The sequence below is a fragment of the Reyranella sp. genome (assembly GCF_017305915.1).
In the GTDB taxonomy this organism is placed as follows: Bacteria; Pseudomonadota; Alphaproteobacteria; order Reyranellales; family Reyranellaceae; genus Reyranella.
Genome location: NZ_JAFKJN010000030.1, coordinates 23,390 through 39,956 on the forward strand (window position 1 = coordinate 23,390; position 16,567 = coordinate 39,956).

The 16,567-nt window shown below is 68.6% G+C and carries 15 protein-coding genes; 9 read left to right on the forward strand and 6 right to left on the reverse strand.

The window, feature by feature from the left end:
* Positions 1-4: 4 nt before the first annotated feature.
* The 6 genes from J0J01_RS26195 to J0J01_RS26220 are packed head-to-tail and all read left to right on the forward strand — an operon-like array spanning position 5 to position 6,301.
* Positions 5-970 carry a glycosyltransferase family 2 protein gene (locus J0J01_RS26195; protein ID WP_296386148.1) on the forward strand — a complete coding sequence of 322 codons (966 nt, stop codon included), beginning with the start codon at positions 5-7 and terminating at the stop codon, positions 968-970.
* On the forward strand, positions 964-3,918 hold the full coding sequence (locus J0J01_RS26200; RefSeq protein ID WP_296386150.1) for a trifunctional glycosyltransferase/class I SAM-dependent methyltransferase/polysaccharide deacetylase: 2,955 nt from the start codon (positions 964-966) through the stop codon (positions 3,916-3,918). The genes J0J01_RS26195 and J0J01_RS26200 overlap by 7 nt, the downstream gene beginning before the upstream one ends.
* A 25-nt stretch (positions 3,919-3,943) precedes the next feature.
* The gene (gene nthA, locus J0J01_RS26205; RefSeq protein WP_296386153.1) at positions 3,944-4,558 is read left to right on the forward strand and encodes a nitrile hydratase subunit alpha; all 615 of its coding nucleotides are present in this window, start codon (positions 3,944-3,946) and stop codon (positions 4,556-4,558) included.
* A complete protein-coding gene (gene nthB / locus J0J01_RS26210; RefSeq protein WP_296386155.1) occupies positions 4,555-5,217 on the forward strand; it encodes a nitrile hydratase subunit beta in 663 nt (220 codons plus the stop codon). Before nthA ends, nthB begins: the two co-directional genes overlap by 4 nt.
* Entirely contained in the window at positions 5,214-5,600 is a 387-nt protein-coding gene (locus tag J0J01_RS26215; RefSeq protein WP_296386156.1) for a nitrile hydratase accessory protein, read from the forward strand. Before nthB ends, J0J01_RS26215 begins: the two co-directional genes overlap by 4 nt.
* The gene (locus J0J01_RS26220; RefSeq protein WP_296386158.1) at positions 5,597-6,301 is read left to right on the forward strand and encodes a nitroreductase family protein; all 705 of its coding nucleotides are present in this window, start codon (positions 5,597-5,599) and stop codon (positions 6,299-6,301) included. Before J0J01_RS26215 ends, J0J01_RS26220 begins: the two co-directional genes overlap by 4 nt.
* A gap of 188 nt (positions 6,302-6,489) precedes the next feature.
* Here the strand turns inward: J0J01_RS26220 and J0J01_RS26225 are convergent, their stop codons facing one another.
* From J0J01_RS26225 to J0J01_RS26240, 4 genes are all read right to left on the reverse strand, one after another.
* Entirely contained in the window at positions 6,490-7,461 is a 972-nt protein-coding gene (locus tag J0J01_RS26225; RefSeq protein ID WP_296386160.1) for a tripartite tricarboxylate transporter substrate-binding protein, read from the reverse strand.
* Between the two features lie 70 nt (positions 7,462-7,531).
* A complete protein-coding gene (locus tag J0J01_RS26230) occupies positions 7,532-8,509 on the reverse strand; it encodes a tripartite tricarboxylate transporter substrate binding protein (protein WP_296386162.1) in 978 nt (325 codons plus the stop codon).
* Positions 8,510-8,888: 379 nt separating this feature from the next.
* Positions 8,889-9,899, reverse strand: a complete 1,011-nt coding sequence (locus J0J01_RS26235; protein WP_296386163.1) for a phosphotransferase — start codon at positions 9,897-9,899, stop codon at positions 8,889-8,891.
* A complete protein-coding gene (locus tag J0J01_RS26240) occupies positions 9,892-11,175 on the reverse strand; it encodes an aminotransferase class III-fold pyridoxal phosphate-dependent enzyme (RefSeq protein ID WP_296386165.1) in 1,284 nt (427 codons plus the stop codon). Before J0J01_RS26240 ends, J0J01_RS26235 begins: the two co-directional genes overlap by 8 nt.
* A 244-nt stretch (positions 11,176-11,419) precedes the next feature.
* On the opposite strand from J0J01_RS26240, the gene J0J01_RS26245 reads away from it, so the two are divergent.
* The gene (locus J0J01_RS26245) at positions 11,420-12,262 is read left to right on the forward strand and encodes an N-acyl homoserine lactonase family protein (RefSeq protein ID WP_365738376.1); all 843 of its coding nucleotides are present in this window, start codon (positions 11,420-11,422) and stop codon (positions 12,260-12,262) included.
* Here the strand turns inward: J0J01_RS26245 and J0J01_RS26250 are convergent.
* Positions 12,234-13,196 (reverse strand): amidohydrolase family protein, encoded by a 963-nt coding sequence (locus J0J01_RS26250; protein ID WP_296386167.1) that lies wholly within the window; start codon positions 13,194-13,196, stop codon positions 12,234-12,236. The two genes, J0J01_RS26245 and J0J01_RS26250, sit on opposite strands and share 29 nt — an antisense overlap.
* Positions 13,197-13,294: 98 nt before the next feature.
* Between J0J01_RS26250 and J0J01_RS26255 the strand changes: the two genes are divergently transcribed.
* Both J0J01_RS26255 and J0J01_RS26260 read left to right on the forward strand, forming a co-directional pair.
* The gene (locus tag J0J01_RS26255) at positions 13,295-14,230 is read left to right on the forward strand and encodes a glyoxylate/hydroxypyruvate reductase A (RefSeq protein ID WP_296386169.1); all 936 of its coding nucleotides are present in this window, start codon (positions 13,295-13,297) and stop codon (positions 14,228-14,230) included.
* 2 nt (positions 14,231-14,232) lie between these two features.
* Positions 14,233-15,114 carry a CoA ester lyase gene (locus J0J01_RS26260; protein ID WP_296386171.1) on the forward strand — a complete coding sequence of 294 codons (882 nt, stop codon included), beginning with the start codon at positions 14,233-14,235 and terminating at the stop codon, positions 15,112-15,114.
* Between the two features lie 131 nt (positions 15,115-15,245).
* Here the strand turns inward: J0J01_RS26260 and J0J01_RS26265 are convergent, their stop codons facing one another.
* Entirely contained in the window at positions 15,246-16,460 is a 1,215-nt protein-coding gene (locus J0J01_RS26265) for a CoA transferase (RefSeq protein WP_296386173.1), read from the reverse strand.
* Between the last annotated feature and the right edge of the window lie 107 nt (positions 16,461-16,567).

Below are 16,567 nucleotides of genomic sequence, written 5' to 3' on the forward strand. Positions count from 1 at the left end.
GAGAATGGCCATTGACGAAGAGGCGGTCGGCGTCGTCGTTCCGATGCACAATGCAGAGCGCACCGTTGCGGCGACGCTCTCCAGCATCTGCGCCCAGACCCATGCTGCGCTCGACATCATCGTGGTCGATGACGCCTCGACCGACGGTTCGGCGGCGATCGTCGACGACTGGTCGCGGCGCGACCCGCGGGTACGCATGGTGCGGCAATCCGGCGTCGGCGTCGCTGCCGCGCGCAATGCCGGTGCCGACGCGACCGGCGCAGCGTGGCTTGCCTTCATCGATGCCGACGATGTCTGGGCGCCCGGCAAGATCGCGAGCCAGCTCGCGGCCTTGCGGGACGCAGGGCACGCCGCGGGCCTCGCCTATTGCTGGTTCGCCAGCATCGACTTCAGCGGTCGGGTGGTCTCGTTCGGCCCGCAGCCTCTGCATGAAGGCGATGCGCTGCGCGAACTCTGCCATGGCAACTGGATCGGCAACGGCTCGGCGCTGCTGCTGCGCCGCGCCGCCTTCGAGCGGGCAGGCGGCTACGATCCGGCGCTGCGGGCGCGCGGTGCGGAGGGCGCCGAGGACCTGCTGATTGCGCTCCGCGTCGCCGAGCATGCCGAGTTCCGGGTCGTGCCGCGCTACTTCGTCGGCTACCGCCAGACACCCGCGTCGATGTCGACCGAATCGCTGCAGATGTTCCGCTCGACCGCGCTGGGCCTGGCCGAACTGCTCGAACGCCACCCCGGCCATGCGATGGAGATCGCCCATCATCTCCAGGACTCGCGCACCTGGTTCGCCTATCGCGCCGGCGCGAGCGGCCGCTGGGCCGAGGCCGCGCGGCTGCTGCGCGAGGGCTTCGCCGACCAGCCGGCTGCGACCACGCGCTATCTGCTGCAGGCCGCCGTCACCATCGCCGCCGGCCGCATCCGCCGACGGCTCGGGCGGCAGGACGTGTTCCCGCTCTACAGCGAGGTCGTGTGGTGACGGTCTCGGTGGTGATCCCGGCGCGCAACGCCCAGGGCACCCTCGGAGAGACGCTCGACTCGCTGCTGGCCCAGACGCGCGGCGACTGGGAGGCAGTGGTCGTCGACGATGGCTCGACCGACGGCACGGCCGCGCTCGTGCGGCGCTATAGCGAGCGCGATCGGCGAATCACCGTGCTGAGCGACGGCCGCGCGTCCGAAGGCGCCTCGGCCGCACGCAACCGCGGCATCGCCGCTGCACGCGGCGACCGGCTGCTGTTCCTCGACGCCGACGACTGGGTCGAGGCGGGCTTCCTGCACAAGATGCTGGCCGTCCTCGAGCGAGCCGGGGGCCGCGTCGCCTTCTCCGCCTGCCGCCGCGTCAGCCCCGACGGTCACACCGGGCCGCTGTGGCTGAGCCGCGAGGTCGCGCGCGCACCGTTCGAGGTGCTGGCGCGGCAATGCCCGGTGGTCATCCACGGCTTCGTGCTCGATCGCTCGCTGATCGACGAGATCGGCGGCTTCGATCCCGAATTGCGCACCTGCGAGGACTGGGACTTCTGGCATCGCCTGGCGCGCACCGGCGTCGCCTTCCATCCGGTGGCCGACGCCGTCGCCTTCTACCGCCTGCAGCAGCAGTCGCTGTCGAGCGACGCCCGCTTGATGCTCGCCGACGCCCGCCGTGTCGTCGATCGTGCCTTCGCGGCGGACTCGCGTGTGCGCCAGCCGGCGCCGCGCCATGCCCGGGGCGCCGATCCCGGCCTCGGCAGTCGCGAGATGGCCATCGGCTACTTCGCGCTGTGGTGCGCCGCCTTCGATATCGGTGCCGGCGGCGACGGCATCGACCTGGTGCAGCCGCTGCCCGATGCCTGGGGCAGCCTGGCCGAAGGCTGCCGGCTCACCCTGCTTGCCGGCCTGCGTGCCGGAGCCCGCAAACAACCCGATGAGCCGCTGGGCGACGATGCCGCTTTCCTCGCACGCGTGCGCGATCTGCTGCTGCAGGTCGAACGGGCCGCCAACCGCACGGGCTTCGCGCGCGTCCTGGAGTTCGGCCTCGAACCCGAGATCTTCCGGCCGGCCACACTCACCCGACAGCTCGCCGTCGGCAACGTCCTGCTGGCGCGGCGCGATCTGGCGCAGCTTGCCGCGATCGCCGTTCCCGCCGACGTCGATACGCTGCAGCTCGAGTTCCAGCGCGCAGGCCGCGCCGCCGGATCGATCGAGGTGCCGGTCTTTGCCACCCTGTCGCCGCGCGAGCTCGCCGGCCTGGCTATCGACGCAGTGAGCCTGTCGATCTTCCTCAGGGCGTCGGGCGTGCTGAAGCGTCCCCGTTTCTGGATGCGGCTCGTGATCGAGGCGATCACGACGCGCCCCCGCATTCGGCGCGACCATCTCAAGCGCATCGTCGGCGCGGCGGCGCTCGCGGCCTTCGGTCCGGCCGCGACGGCATCGAACGACCGGGCGCTCGCGGCTGCGATCGAGGCAGCGCGGAGCGAAGCGCAGTCGATCGATCTTCCGCCCGCCAAGCCCGCCTCTTCGGCCGCGGCGGATGGCGGCCCCTCGGGCGATCGCCGGGGCTACTGGGAGAGCGTCTACACGACCGCCGATCCCTGGGCCTACGGCTCGCCCTACGAGCAGCTCAAGTACCGGCGCACCCTCGACCTGCTGCCGCCGGGTCCCATCGACCGGGCGCTCGAAGTGGCCTGCTCCGAGGGATGGTTCACGGTGCTGCTGGCACCGCGCGTCGGCCATCTCATCGCCTCAGACATCTCGGAGACCGCGCTCCAGCGGGCTCGCGCGCGCTGCATCGGCCGCGGCAGCATCGACTACCGTCGCCTCGATTTCTTCGACGAGCCCTTGCCGGGCGATCTCGACCTGCTGGTCTGCTCCGAAGTCCTCTACGACCTCGAGGACAAGGCGGCGCTGCAGCGCCTCGCGGCCAAGCTCGCGGCCGCGCTGAAGCCGGGTGGCCATCTCGTGAGCGCCCACGCGCATCTCCTGAAGGATGATCCCTCGCGCACCGGCTTCGACTGGGACGCGCCGTTCGGCGGCGCCGTCATCGCCGAGACCTTCGCCACGACGCCCGGCCTCGCGCTGGTGCGCTCGCTGCAGACCGAGCTCTACCGCATCGACCTCCTGCGCAAGGTCGACACGGCACCCGCGGCGCATATCGACACCGTCGAGCTCGGACCGCCACCCGAACCAGCCTATGCCCGCAGCATCGTCTGGGACGGCGCCGAGGCCCGCCGTGCCGAGGTCCAGGCACGCGAGAGCGTCGAGCGGGTGCCGATTCTCAACTACCACCGTATTGCGTCCGACGGGCCGGCCACCCTGGCGCGCTATCGCACTTCGCCCGAGGCGTTCCGTGCCCAGATGCGCTGGCTGCGGCGCCACGGCTATCATGCGGTGGGCTCGGCCGACCTGATCGGCCACCTCGCAAGCCGCCGGCCCCTGCGCGGCCGGCCGGTGATGCTGACGTTCGACGACGGCTATCGCGACTTCCGGGACGCGGCCTGGCCGATCCTGCAGGCGCACGATTTCACCGCCGAGGTCTTCATCACCACCGATCATGTCGGCGATGCCGCGCAGTGGGACGCCGGGCACGGCGCGCCCGCCGCCCTGATGGGCTGGCGCGAGATCCGCGACCTTGCGGCCGAGGGTATCCGTTTCGGCAGCCACATGGCGAGCCACAGCCACATGAACGCGCTGTCGAGCCGCGCCATCGTGCGCGAGGCGGCGCTGTCGCGGGCGCTGATCGAGCGGGTGACCGGCACGCCCTGCCTCGCGATCGCGGCCCCCTTCGGCGAGGCCAGCGACCGCTTCGTGCGCATCGCGCGCCGGTGCGGCTATCGGCTCGGCGTCACGGTCGAGCCGGGCTTCGCCCATCTCGACGGCGATGCGCTGCGCCTGCCGCGCATCGAGGTGCTGGGCGATTGGTCGCTGGAGCAGTTCGTCGACGCCTTGCGGTAGCGCCGCACGGCGCTACGATGACGCCATGCATGACCACGACCATGGGCACGATCACGGCTCGGAGCTGTCTGACACCCAGCTCAGGGTGCGCGCGCTCGAAACCATCCTGACCGAGAAGGGCTACGTCGATCCGGCCGCGCTCGACGCCATCGTCGAGGCCTACGAGACCAAGATCGGCCCACGCAACGGCGCCCGGGTGGTCGCCAAGGCATGGACCGATCCGGCCTTCAAGGCGGCGCTGCTGGAAGACGCCTCGAAGGCGATCGCGACCCTCGGCCACTTCAGCCGCGTCGGCGACCATCTGATCGCGGTCGAGAACACGCCGCAGCGCCACAACGTCATCGTCTGCACGCTGTGCTCCTGCTACCCGTGGGAAATGCTCGGCCTGCCGCCGGTCTGGTACAAGGCGGCGCCCTACCGCTCGCGCACGGTCAAGGATCCGCGCGGCGTGCTGAAGGATTTCGGCGTGACGCTGCCGGCGGCCACCGAGATCCGGGTCTGGGATTCGACGGCGGAGACGCGCTTCCTGGTGCTGCCGATGCGGCCCGCCGGTACCGAGGGCTGGAGCGAGGACCGGCTCGCCGAGATCGTGACCCGCGACAGCATGATCGGCACCGGCCTGCCGACGGTGACCACATGAACGGCGTGCACGACATGGGCGGCATGGACGGCTTCGGCAAGGTCGAGGTCGAACCCAACGAGCCGACCTTCCACGAGCCGTGGGAAAGCCGGGTCATGGCGATGGTCCGCGCCATGGGCGCCAATGCCGGCTTCAACATCGACATGCAGCGCTTCTCGCGCGAGTCGATCCCGCCCGCGACCTACCTGTCGGCGTCCTATTACCAGAAATGGTTCCTGGGCCTGGTGAAGACCCTGCTCGACAACAAGCTGGTCGGCGCCGACGAGATCGCCGCCGGCCATTCCTTGCGCAGCGGTGCCACCTTGCCGCGCGGGCCGTTCGAGAAGAAGGACGTGGTGCGGGTGATGACCCGCGGCTCCTTCCACCGAGACGTCGCCAACCCGCCGAACTTCAAGCTCGGCGACAAGGTGTGCGCGCGCAACCTCAACCCGACGACGCACACCCGCCTGCCGCGCTACGTGCGCGGCCATGTCGGCACGATCGAGCGCATCAACGGCAGCCACGTCTTCCCCGACACGCAGGCGCATCTGCGCGGCGAGAACCCGCAATGGCTCTACACGGTCGTGTTCTCCGGCCGCGACCTGTGGGGCGACGACGCCGACCCGACCGTGAAGGTCTCGGTCGACGCCTTCGAGCCCTACCTCGAGGTGGCGCAGTGACCGACATCGACCCGCAGGCCGCGTCAGACGCGGCCCGGGCGGTGCCGGGCGTGCCCTGCGACGCCGAGGGCCCGACCTTCCGCGAGCCGTGGGAGGCGCAGGCCTTTGCCATGGCGCTGGCGCTGCATGCGCGCGGCGTCTTCACCTGGCCGGAATGGGCCGCGACGCTCGGCGCCGAGATCAAGCGCGCGCAAGCCAGCGGCGACCCCGACACCGGCGAGACCTACTACCGCCACTGGCTGGCCGCGCTGGAACGTCTCGTCGAGGAGAAGGGCATCGCCAGCGCCGCGCAGCGCACGCGCTACTACGACGCCTGGGACCACGCCGCCGACCGCACGGCGCACGGCCAGCCGATCGAGCTCAAGCCCGAAGACTTCACGTGAGCAAGCCACCGTCGAGCGACATCGGCCTGTTCGAGGCGATGTACACCGCCCGCTCGCTGCGTCATTTCAAGCCGGACCCGGTGCCCGAGACGCTGATCACCCAGGTGATCGACGCCGCCATCCGCGCCTCGAGCGGCGGCAACACCCAGCACTGGTCGTTCGTCGTGGTGCGCGACGCGAAGGTAAAGCAGCAGCTCGCCGCGCTCTATCGCAAGGCCTCGGACTACGCGAGCGCGATCTATTCGTCTCGGCCCAGGCCCGAGCATCTGACCGACGAGCAGTACCGCCAGTTCCTGGCCAACAGCGGCCATCTGTGGGACCACCTGGCCGAGGCGCCGGTCATCCTCATCGCCTGCCTCGCCAAGCGCGATCCGCCCGAGCGCGCGACCCTGCCCGAGCGGGTCCAGGCGCGCTACGACGCCCACCTCGCCAATACGCTCCGCATCAGCGGCTCGAGCATCTATCCCGCGATCCAGAACATCATCCTGGCCTGCCGCGCGCTGGGACTGGGGACGGTGATCACGACCAACCACATCCTCTACGAGGACGAGGTCAAGGCCGTCCTCGGCATCCCGGAGAACGTCGCCACCTTCGCGCTGATGCCGATCGGCTGGCCGACGCGCAAGTACGGCCCGCTCACCCGCAAGCCGGTCGCCGACGTCACCTTCGCCGACCGCTGGGGAACGCGCTGGCCGGGCTGATGCCCGAGCGCGCAGTCCGTCCGGCGCGACGTCCGGCCGGACGCCGGACACATCCGATGCCGATTCCATAAGGGTTTTCGTCGAGAATCCGGAATCCGGCGCCACCCCCCCAGGCCGGACGCCGGCGGACGCGGCGGACGCGACGGACGGCAGACTGCAAATAGTTTTGCCCGTGCGGGAGCATCGCCCTAGCGAGTGGCCGGCGCCGACTGCTTGACGATGGCGTCCCACTTCTTGATCTCGCCGGCGAGATAGGCGCCGGTCTCTTCGGGACCGCCCTCCTTCTTCTCGACGCCTTGCTGGGCCAGGGCGGCCCAGACCTTGTCGTCGCGCAGGCCCGCCTTGATGGCGCTGCCGAGCTTCTCGACGACCGGCTTGGGCGTGCCGGCCGGCGCCAGGAACCAGTAGCCGACCTCGACCGTGAGGTCGGGATAGCCCGCCTCCTTGAGCGTCGGCACGTCGGGCAGGATGGTGGCGCGCTTGCTGCCGGTCACGCCGAGCACCCTCCCCTGCTTGTTGCTCGCGAACGGCAGGCTCGACGGCACCGGCGTCCACAGCACCTCGACCCGGCCGGAGGCGAAATCGCTCGCCGCGTCGGTCGTGCTCTTGTACGGCACCATCGCGATGTTGATGTCGGCGGCGCGGTTGAGCATCTCGCCGAGGAACTGCGGCACGCCACCGACATAGCCCACGTAGTTCAGCTTGCCGGGCTTGGCCTTCGCCATCGCGACGAGCTCCTGGACGTTCTGCGCCGGCAGCGACGACGGCACCGCCAGCGCGTAGGGCAGCACGCCGCTGAGCGCGATCGGCGCGAAATCCCGCTGCAGGTTGTAGCCCGGCGCGCTGACGATCTGGTTGAGGATGATGCTCGTGCTGGTGATGTAGATCGTGTAGCCGTCCGGCTTCGCCTTCGCGACGTAGTCGGTGGCGATGTTGCCGGTGGCGCCGGCGCGATTGTCGACGATCACGCTCTGCCCCAGCGTTGCCGTCATGTGCTGGGCGAGCTGGCGGCCGATGATGTCGATGGCCGTGCCCGGCCCGAACGGGCAGACGATGGTGATCGCCCGGTTCGGATAGTCCTGGGCAATCGCCGGCGACTGCAGAGCCAACAGGCCGATCGTCGACGCCATGGCTCGCAGAACCTTCGTGACCCGCTTCATTGCTTTCCCTCCCAAAGCCACGCAACGCGTCACGCTAACACGGCGCGCTGCACGATGGAGGAAAAGCGAGCTACTGCGCGGCGGTCGTGGCGTACGAGGCGTGCGCCAGCTCGCTCCAGTGCGCCCGCTCGCGCTGCAGAAGGGCCTGGAAGGCGGCGGGCGACCCGAGCTGCGGCCGGTAGCCCATCAGCGCGAGCCGCTGAGCGACCACCGGATCGCGCACGGCGGCGGCGACGTCGTCGGCGATCCGCGCGCGCAGCGGCACTGGCATGTCGCGCGGGCCGAACAGGCTGTAGCCGCTTTGCATCGCGAGCGCCGGAAACCCGGCCTCGACGACGGTCGGCACGTCGAGTGCGCTCGGCGCCCGCTCCGTGCTCGTCACCGCGACCAGACGAATCCGGCCGGGCTGCGTTGCGCCGATCGTCGGCGGCAGGGTCAGGAAGGCGAGGTCCACCCGGCCCTCGGCGAGATCGGCCGCCGCGCCCAGGGGATTGCGGCACGGCGCGAAGCGGAACTCGGCCTGCACGGCCTTGAGGAAGGCCAGGAAGGCGAGATAAGGCGCGTGCAGGGAGCTCGACCAGGTGAGCTTGCCTGGGTTGCGGTGCGCGGCGTCGATGACCTCGCCCAGCGTGGCCAGGCCGAGCGCCGGCGCGACGGCGATGGCGATGTAGTCCTGCACGACGGGCGCCAGCGGTACGAGATCGCGCTCGGGATCGAACGGCAGGTTGTCGTGCGTCAGGTGCAGCGTGGTCCATACGCCGGTCGAGCCGAGCAGCAGCGCATGGTCGTCGTGCGCGGCGAGGAAAGTCTCGACCGAGGCCGTGCCGTCGCCGCCCGGGCGATAGTCGACGAGCACCGGCTGGCGCCAGCGCCGCGACAGCGCCGCCGCGAGCGTGCGCGCCATCGCATCGTTGCGCACACCGTCGGCGGGGCGTGTCACCAACCGAACGGGGCGGCGTGGCCAGACCGGCGCAGTGCGCTCGGGCTCGGCGCGCGACGGCGTGCCGGCCGCGATCAATGGCAGGGCGCAGAAAACCCGACGCGACAAGACACGCGATACCGCAAGCGTCATGCCGTCCTCCACTTCACTCAGGCATCGTGACGCAGCCGCACCGCCCGTAAATCGAGCAGTTGCATCGGCGGGCTCGCTCGGGTTTCGCGAGTTTCGCCTTCACACCGAGAGGCATCGCGTGGGTTTCGCTGCCACGCCACCGCCTTCATGTGCTCGTCGACTCCAGGCGTTGTCGAAGGAGTCCGTCATCACCGGAGCGTCGTGGTGATCTGCGCGACATGCCGGCCGCCTGGCTTCTCGCCGGCGATCGAATACGCCAGGCGCGGCCCTCTGCCTGGAAACCGCCTCGTTCGTCGCCGGCGCGATCCTGCATGTCGATGGCAGCCAGAGCGCCGGACATCGAGAGGCAGCGCAGTCAGCCGATCCCCTTGCCGCGCTGAAGGGCGGCGCACCGGTCGAGCACCCAGGCCTTGCGCTCCTCGAAGACAGCGGAAGGCTCGAGCTCGGGGCGCTGATGGAACCAGCCGATCGACGCCATCCACCGGACCAGGCGAAACATCGGGATCGCCGCCAAGGCGTCGTCGGGCACCGGTCGGGTGGCGCGATAGCCGTCGAGGAAGGCGCGCTCGATCTCGGCGGCGTTCGGCTTGCTCTGCCAATAGGTGAGCACGACGGCGATGTCGTACTGATGCCAGCCGAAGCCGGCATCGTCGAAGTCGATGACCGTCAGCCGGTCGCCGTCGACCAGGATGTTGCCGGGATGCATGTCGGCATGGATGAGACTATAGCCGGCAGGCTCCCGGCTGAGACGCGACAGCTCCTCGTGCATCCGATCCCGGACGTCGAGCAGAAGGCGGCTCTCGGCGGCCGTCAGCGACCGGTGCTCCCAGAACGGCCCCCAATGCGGGGCATCGCCCATCAGGCCGTCGCTATCGAGCGCATGGCGCATGAAGCCCGTCGGCGGCCGCCAGGCGCTCGCCTGATTGTGCATCGCGGCAGTGAGGGCGCCGAGCTGGGCGAAGTAATCCTCGACCGCCTTGTCGTCGCTGGTCTCGGCCAGGACGTGGGAGAGCAGGCGGCCTTCGGTCCAGCGAAGCATGCCGGCGAACCGCTGCTCGCCGGTGGCCGGAATCGTTACCGGGACATAGTCGCGGCCGTCGCGTGCGGACACCGCATGCGGGACATCGATGCCGGCGTCGGCCAGGCCGCGGATCCAGGCGCGCTCGGAGACCAGCTCGTCGAGCGTGTGATAGCCCGGCCGATGGAGGCGAAGAACGTAAACTTGGCCATCGCGCCGGTCGGTCACCTTGAACGTGACGTTCTCGGCGAGGGAAACCAGCGTGAGATCGACTGAGTCGATCGGGAAGGATTTCAGGGCGGCTTCGGCGGCCGGCGTAAAGGTCCGGCCGATGGCCTCCTTATCCATCGAGCTCGGCCATCGTTGCGTCGAAGACGCCGAGGAATTCCTCCGCATCGCGCTGCGCGAAGACCAGCGGCGGCCGGATCTTCACGACGTTCTTGAACGCGCCGGCATTGCTCGTCAGGAAGCCCCTGTCCTTCAGGCGATTGATGACCTCGACCGCCTTGTCCATATCGGGTGTCCGGGCCGCGTCGGTCTTGGCGATCTCGACGCCGATGAAGAGGCCGTGGCCGCGGACATCGGCGACCGAGGCGAAGCGTCCCTTGCGCTGGCTGAGCGCCGATTTCAGGAACGCCCCCACCTTGGCGACGTTCTCGGCCAAGCCGTCGCGCTCGATGACGTCGACCACCGCCATGCCGACCGCCGCCTGCAACGGGCTCGAGGCGAAGGTGTTGAAATAGCGCGTGGCACTGCGGAAGCCTTCGACCAGCGCGCGGCTCGCGGCGGTCGCCGCCAGCGGCAGGCCGTTGCCCATCGGCTTGCCGGTCACGACGATGTCGGGCGTGAAGCCGGTGACGTCGTAGCCCCACCAGCGGCCGGTGCGGCAGTAGCCGGCCTGGACCTCGTCGGCGATCACCACGCCGCCGGCGGCGCGCACGATCTCCGCGGCGCGCGGCATGAAGCCTCGCGGGATGTCGGGCAATCCCTCGTTGGCCAGGATCGAGCACACGATCAGCCCGGCGAAGCCCGCGCCGTCCTTCTCGAGAGTCGCGATCGCCTCGCGCAGGCGGTCGAGATAGGCCTCCGTGAGGTCGGCTTCGCTGGCGCCGGGCACCAGCGGGCGCAGCATCTCCGGGAAGGGAATGGCGCAGACGTCGCCGGCCGCGTTGCGGCCTACACCGATCCGATTGAGCTTGGCGACCGCCTCGCTGTTGCCGTGATAGGTCGCGTTGGTGCAGACGATGCCGGTCTTTCCGGTCGCGAGCCGCGCCATGCGGAGCGCCACCTCGTTGGCTTCCGTGCCGGAGCAACTGAAGATCACACTCTCGATGGTGGGGCCGTGCAGACCCGCCAGGCGCTCGGCGAAGGCGACGATGCCTTCGTGCAGATAGCGGCTGTGGACGTTGAGCGTGGCCTGCTGGCGGGCCATCGCCTCGACGACATCGGGGTTGGCGTGACCGACGCAGGGCACGTTGTTGTACATGTCGACGTAGCGGCGACCGTCGGCATCGTACACGTAAACGCCCTCGCCCCGCACGATGTGCAGGGGCGCGTCGTAGAACAGCGGGGCGCCGGCCCCCAACGCGCGGTCACGGCGAACGGCAAGTGTCGCTGAACTCATGGTCGGCCCTTGGTTTCTCATCGACGGCGGGCGCGACCATAGCACTGCCGGAAGCCGGAACATGAGTCCTTCAAGCGGGCGCGACGATCGCCCTTCGGTGACCGGCGCAACCACGCCCGGCACGTCCTTGCGCTCGACGGCGCTCCACAGACTTTGCGTCGAGGGCAGCACTTCCCAATGAATTTCGCGCGCTCGCGGTCCTTCGCGTTCGCGAAGGCCGGCAATAGCCTGTACGATCGACCCGGTGGTGCTGGAGATCTGGTCAAGCCGGGCCGCTCGAAGGACCGCCATGAGTCGGGAAGTCTACGAGGTCTATGCCATCAAGTACGCAACGCGCGAGGGGACGCGCAGCGGCAACTTCATCGGCGGCGATCCGCACGATGCGCCGATGCCGATGGACTACTTCGTCTGGCCGATCCGCAATGCAGAGCGGACGTTCGTCGTCGACACCGGCTTCAGCGCGGCCATGGCGCAGCAGCGCAAACGCACGTTCCTCCGAACCCCGAGTGCGGGATTGGCCCTCCTGGGTGTCCGGGCCGCGACCGTGAAGGACGTGATCATCACCCACATGCACTACGACCATGTGGGCACATTCTTCGATTTTCCGGCAGCGCGATTCCATCTCCAGGATGCGGAGATGAGCTACGCGACCGGCCGGTACATGCGCCATGGCCGCTTCAACCACGGCTACGAAGTCGATGACGTCGTCGGCATGGTGAAGCTGGTCTTCAAGGATCGCGTCCGCTTTCACTGCGGATCGGCCGAGCTCGTGCCGGGCATCAGCGTGCATCATATCGGCGGCCATACGGCCGGGCTGCAGTGCGTGCGGGTCGCGACCGCCCGCGGCCGGGTCGTGCTGGCTTCGGACACCAGCCACTACTACGAGCATATGGAGACCGGCCGGGTCTTCCCGACCGCGTTCCATGTCGGCGAGATGGTCGAAGGCTACGACAAGCTTCGCGCGCTTGCCGAGTCTCCGAAGCACATCATCCCGGGCCATGATCCGCTGGTCATGGAACGCTATCCGGCGCCCTCGAAGGACCTCGAAGGCGTCGTTGTCAGACTTGATGTGCCGCCGGTTTCGTGACCGAGAGACGGTAGAACGCCGCGGCATTCTTCCAGAAGAAGCGGTCTCGATCGGCTTGCGAATAGCCCGAGAGCATCCGATCGAGAGAGCTGACGAGCGTGCCGTAATCGACCCGCAATCCGGCGACCGGGAAATTGCTCGCGAAGATGCACCGTTCCATGCCGAAAATCGCGATCGCTTCCATGACGACGCGCCGGTTTGACTCGTACTCCCAAGCGCTGTCCTTCAAGCCGAACTCGGAGACCTTGACATGAACGTTCGGCTCGCGAGCCAGTATCTCCATCGCTAGCCGCCATGCAGCAAGGCCCTCGTCCGTGCGATCCCACGGGAAGCCGGTATGATTCAGCACGATCGGGGTGCGCGGGAATTGCCGGGCAACCTCGGCGGCTTCAGCGAGGTGCCAGCAAGGGACACGGAGATCCCAGGACAGCCCGTACTTCTCGAGCAGTGCGAAGCCGCGCAGCCACTTGTCGTCCTGCATGGTGCCGGGCGCACCCGGCGTCGCGGCGCCCGGACGGAGGGACGTCACCGGCTTCGACCGGATCCCGCGCACCAGGGGAAACTGCGACTGGGCGGCAAGGATCTCTTCCGCATTCTCGGTGTGGAACCATGCATGTGCGACAATGGCGCCGGGAAATCCGTGGCGTGCATTCACTTCCGTCAGCCACCGCGTTTCGGCGACCTGCTGCGTGCGATCCATCTCGGCTTCGCAATGCACGGTCGTCAGGACGTTGTGGGCGCATGAATCCCGCAGATAGTCCTCCGGGAGATAGTTGCGCTTGATCGCCTCGTACGAACCCAGGAAGAAGTGAGGCTCGGGCCGGTCGGTGAGAAACGGATAACGGTTCGCCTTCAGGTCCCAGAGGTGGTGGTGAGCGTCGATCAGCGTGACGGCGCCGGGCGCTTCGTTCCATTCGCCCCTGATTGTCCTCATGACCGTTTCTCCGGGAACTCGCGATTTGGGTCGATCAGTCTTCTCCACTATCATCATCGAGAGTGACACGTCGCCTTTGGCGTCACTCCGGAGGCTGCATGGCGCTGCTCATCGTCAACCTGGACAAGGTCATCGGCAATGCCCAGGCATTTCGCGATGCATTCAAGGAGCAGCTTCCCGATCTGCCGATTCGCTTCTGGCCCGATGCCGGCGAGTTGAAGGACATCGAATACCTCGCGTTCATGCATCCGGATTTCGACCAGCTCCCCGCCTTCCCGAACCTGAAGGCCATGTTCAGCCGTTCGGCCGGCGTGGAGAGCTTCGTCCAGCATCCGAAGCTGCCGAAGGTCCCGCTCGGCAAGGTGGAACCATCGGGCGGCGATCCGATGATGACGGAGTACACCGTCATGCACGTCCTGCGCCTCCATCGCGACATGCCGGCCTACCAGGCGGCCCAGGCGAGGAAGGAGTGGCGCAGGGTACCGATCGTGCGGCCGGAGCAACGGCGCGTCGGCTTCCTGGGCTTCGGCATGATGGCCAAGGCGCCGGCGCTGGTCCTGCAGTCGCTGGGCTTCAAGGTTTCCGCGTGGGTTCGCTCACCGCGTGAGGCCGCAGAGGTCCCCCTCTTCCACGGCCCCGATCAGCTTGAGTCATTCCTCGGCCAGACCGACATCGCTGTCTGCCTGTTGCCGCTGACGCCGGAAACCGAGGGCATCTTCTGCACGCGCACGTTTGCCCTGATGCCGAAGGGAGCCATGCTGGTGAACATCGGGCGCGGCAAACACGTGGTCGAGAAAGACCTGATCGCCGCGCTCGATTCGGGCCAGCTCTCGTACGCCGCGCTTGACGCGCTGTGGCCCGAGCCGCTGCCGCAGGAGAGCCCGCTGTGGCTCCATCCCAAGGTCACGATCATGCCGCACGTGGCGCGGCGGCCGACCGTGAGCCAGCTGGTCACCGAGGTCGCCGCCAACATCCGCAGCCTGAAGGCGGGAGGACGGCTCCTGCAGGAAATCGACGTCACGCAAGGCTATTGACCGTGCCGGCGTACCGCAGCTTCCTGTTCGCGCCCGGCAACCATGCGCGGAAGGTCGCGAAGGTCTTCGACTGCGGCGCCGACAACGTGATCCTCGACCTCGAGGATGCCGTCGCCAAAGCCGAGAAGGTCGCGACCCGCGCGCGCGTCGTGGAGGCGCTGAAAAGGCCGCACAAGGGCGGCGCATACATCCGGGTCAACGCCTTCAACACCGAGTTCTGTTACGGCGACGCCGTGGCGGTGGTCGGTCCCGGCCTCGATGGCATCATCCTGCCGATGGTCGAGAGCCGCGAGCAGATCGCAGCCTTCGATTGGCTGGTCGGCGCGCTCGAGCGCGAGCGCGGACTGCCGCCCGGCGGCGTCGACATCATCCCGATCATCGAAACGGCAAAGGGCATCGCCCATGCGCGCGCCATCGCCGCCGCCGGCACGCGGGTGAAGCGCATGGCCTTCGGCGCCGGCGACTACACCCTCGACGTGAACATGGAGTGGACGCTCGCCGAGAGCGAGCTGGAGCATGCACGCGCCGAGATGGTCGTGGCGTCCCGCACCGCCGGCCTCGAAGCGCCGATCGACACCGTGTGGGTGCATATCAACGACCTCGAGGGCCTCGCGAGCTCCGCGAAGCGGGCCAGGCAGCTCGGCTTCCAGGGCAAGATGTGCATCTACCCGCCGCAAGTCGAGCGGGTGAACGCCGCGTTCACGCCGACCGAGACGGAGATCGCCTTTGCGAGACGCGTCGTCGCTGCTTTCGAGAAAGCCGAGCGCGACGGCTCCTCGTCGATCCAGCTCGACGGCTTCTTCATCGACTATCCGATCGTCTACAAGGCGCAGCGCACGCTCGACCTGGTCCGCGCCGCCGACGAGGCGACCTCCTCACCCTGAGGAGCCGCGCGAAGCGCGGCGTCTCGAAGGGCGGCAACACGCACCGTGTTCATGGCCCACCCTTCGAGACGCGCCGCTTCGCGACGCTCCTCAGGGTGAGGTGATTCTGCTCGCGCGTCGCCTGCGCCCCGTCAGATCACGCCTTCGGCTTCCAGGCCGCGCAAGTCCAAGGCGCTCATGCCCAGCAGACCGCCGTAGACCTCCGCATTGTGCTGGCCCAGGCCGGGGCCGAGCGAATCGATACCGCCCGGCGTGCCTGTGAGGCGAGGAACCACGTTCGGAACGGCGAGATCGCCGACGCGCGGGTCGCTCACACGGGCGATGTTGCCGCGCGCCGCGTAGTGCGGGTCCTGGAAGATTTCGTCGACCGACGCCACGATACCGCACGGCACTTCCGCGGTTTCACACAGGCGAACGGCCTTCTGCTGCGTGTGCTTCTTCGCCCAATCGGCGACGAGGCCGTCGACCGCGGCGCGCTGCTTCTCACGCTGGGCGACGGTGCCGTAGATGCCGTCGCCCGCCACCTCGGGCCGGCCCATCAGCCGGGCCATGCGCGCGAAGATCTTGTCGTTGGTGCAGGCAATGGCGATCCACCGTCCGTCACCGGTCTGGTAATGGCTGTGCGGACAGACGTTGGGGGCCGCCGCGCCCATCCGCTGGCGGATGAAGCCGACCTTGTCATAGGCGGGCGCCATCTCGTCGAGGATGCGGAAGATCGGCTCGTAAAGCCCGATGTCGATCTGCTGGCCCCGGCCGCCGGCATCGCGTGCGCGCAGCGCCATCATCACCCCGAGCGCGCCGTAGAGTCCGGCCATGTAGTCGGCGAGCGTGGCCGAGCCCGGTGTCACCGGCGGCCCGCCGGGATCGCCGGCCAGGAAGGAGATGCCGCCGAAGGCGTTGCCGATCCGCCCGAATCCGGGCTTGTGGCTGTAGGGCCCGGTCTGGCCGTAGCCGGAGACGCGCAGCATCACGAGGCGCGGGTTGACGCCGCTCAGCACGTCCCAACCGAGACCCCAGCCTTCCAGCGTGCCCGGCTGGAAGTTCTCGGTCAGCGCGTCGGCCTTCGCGGCGAGCTTCTTGAGAATCGCCGCACCCTTGGGCGACTTGAGATTCAGCGTCACCGATTTCTTGTTGCGCGCTTCCGAGAGCCAAACCAGCGTGTCGCCACATGCGCTGACCGTGCCGAGCCTGCGGCACGGGTCACCGACCTTGGGCTGCTCGACCTTGATCACCTCCGCGCCGAATTCCGCCATGATGGTCGCGCAATACGGCGCTGCGATGTAGGTGGCTATGTCGATCACCCGTAGCCCGGCGAGCGGGCGGTTGTTGGGAGCACTGTCGGACACGACGCGGTTCCTTATCTACTTCTACTTCGCGAGCTGGCAGACTGCTGAGGCAGGCAGAGCTTGGCCAGCCCCTGCGGCACCTCCCAATGCGCACGTCACTTTCGGCA

What these genes read in the sequence shown, in the direction of transcription:
- J0J01_RS26240 (WP_296386165.1), bottom strand. Translation starts at nt 11,175, where the DNA reads ATGAGTTCAGCGACACTTGCCGTTCGCCGTGACCGCGCGTTGGGGGCC.
- J0J01_RS26195 (WP_296386148.1), top strand. Translation starts at nt 5, where the DNA reads ATGGCCATTGACGAAGAGGCGGTCGGCGTCGTCGTTCCGATGCACAAT.
- J0J01_RS26255 (WP_296386169.1), top strand. Translation starts at nt 13,295, where the DNA reads ATGGCGCTGCTCATCGTCAACCTGGACAAGGTCATCGGCAATGCCCAG.
- J0J01_RS26225 (WP_296386160.1), bottom strand. Translation starts at nt 7,461, where the DNA reads ATGAAGCGGGTCACGAAGGTTCTGCGAGCCATGGCGTCGACGATCGGC.
- J0J01_RS26235 (WP_296386163.1), bottom strand. Translation starts at nt 9,899, where the DNA reads ATGGATAAGGAGGCCATCGGCCGGACCTTTACGCCGGCCGCCGAAGCC.
- nthA (WP_296386153.1), top strand. Translation starts at nt 3,944, where the DNA reads ATGCATGACCACGACCATGGGCACGATCACGGCTCGGAGCTGTCTGAC.
- nthB (WP_296386155.1), top strand. Translation starts at nt 4,555, where the DNA reads ATGAACGGCGTGCACGACATGGGCGGCATGGACGGCTTCGGCAAGGTC.
- J0J01_RS26250 (WP_296386167.1), bottom strand. Translation starts at nt 13,196, where the DNA reads ATGAGGACAATCAGGGGCGAATGGAACGAAGCGCCCGGCGCCGTCACG.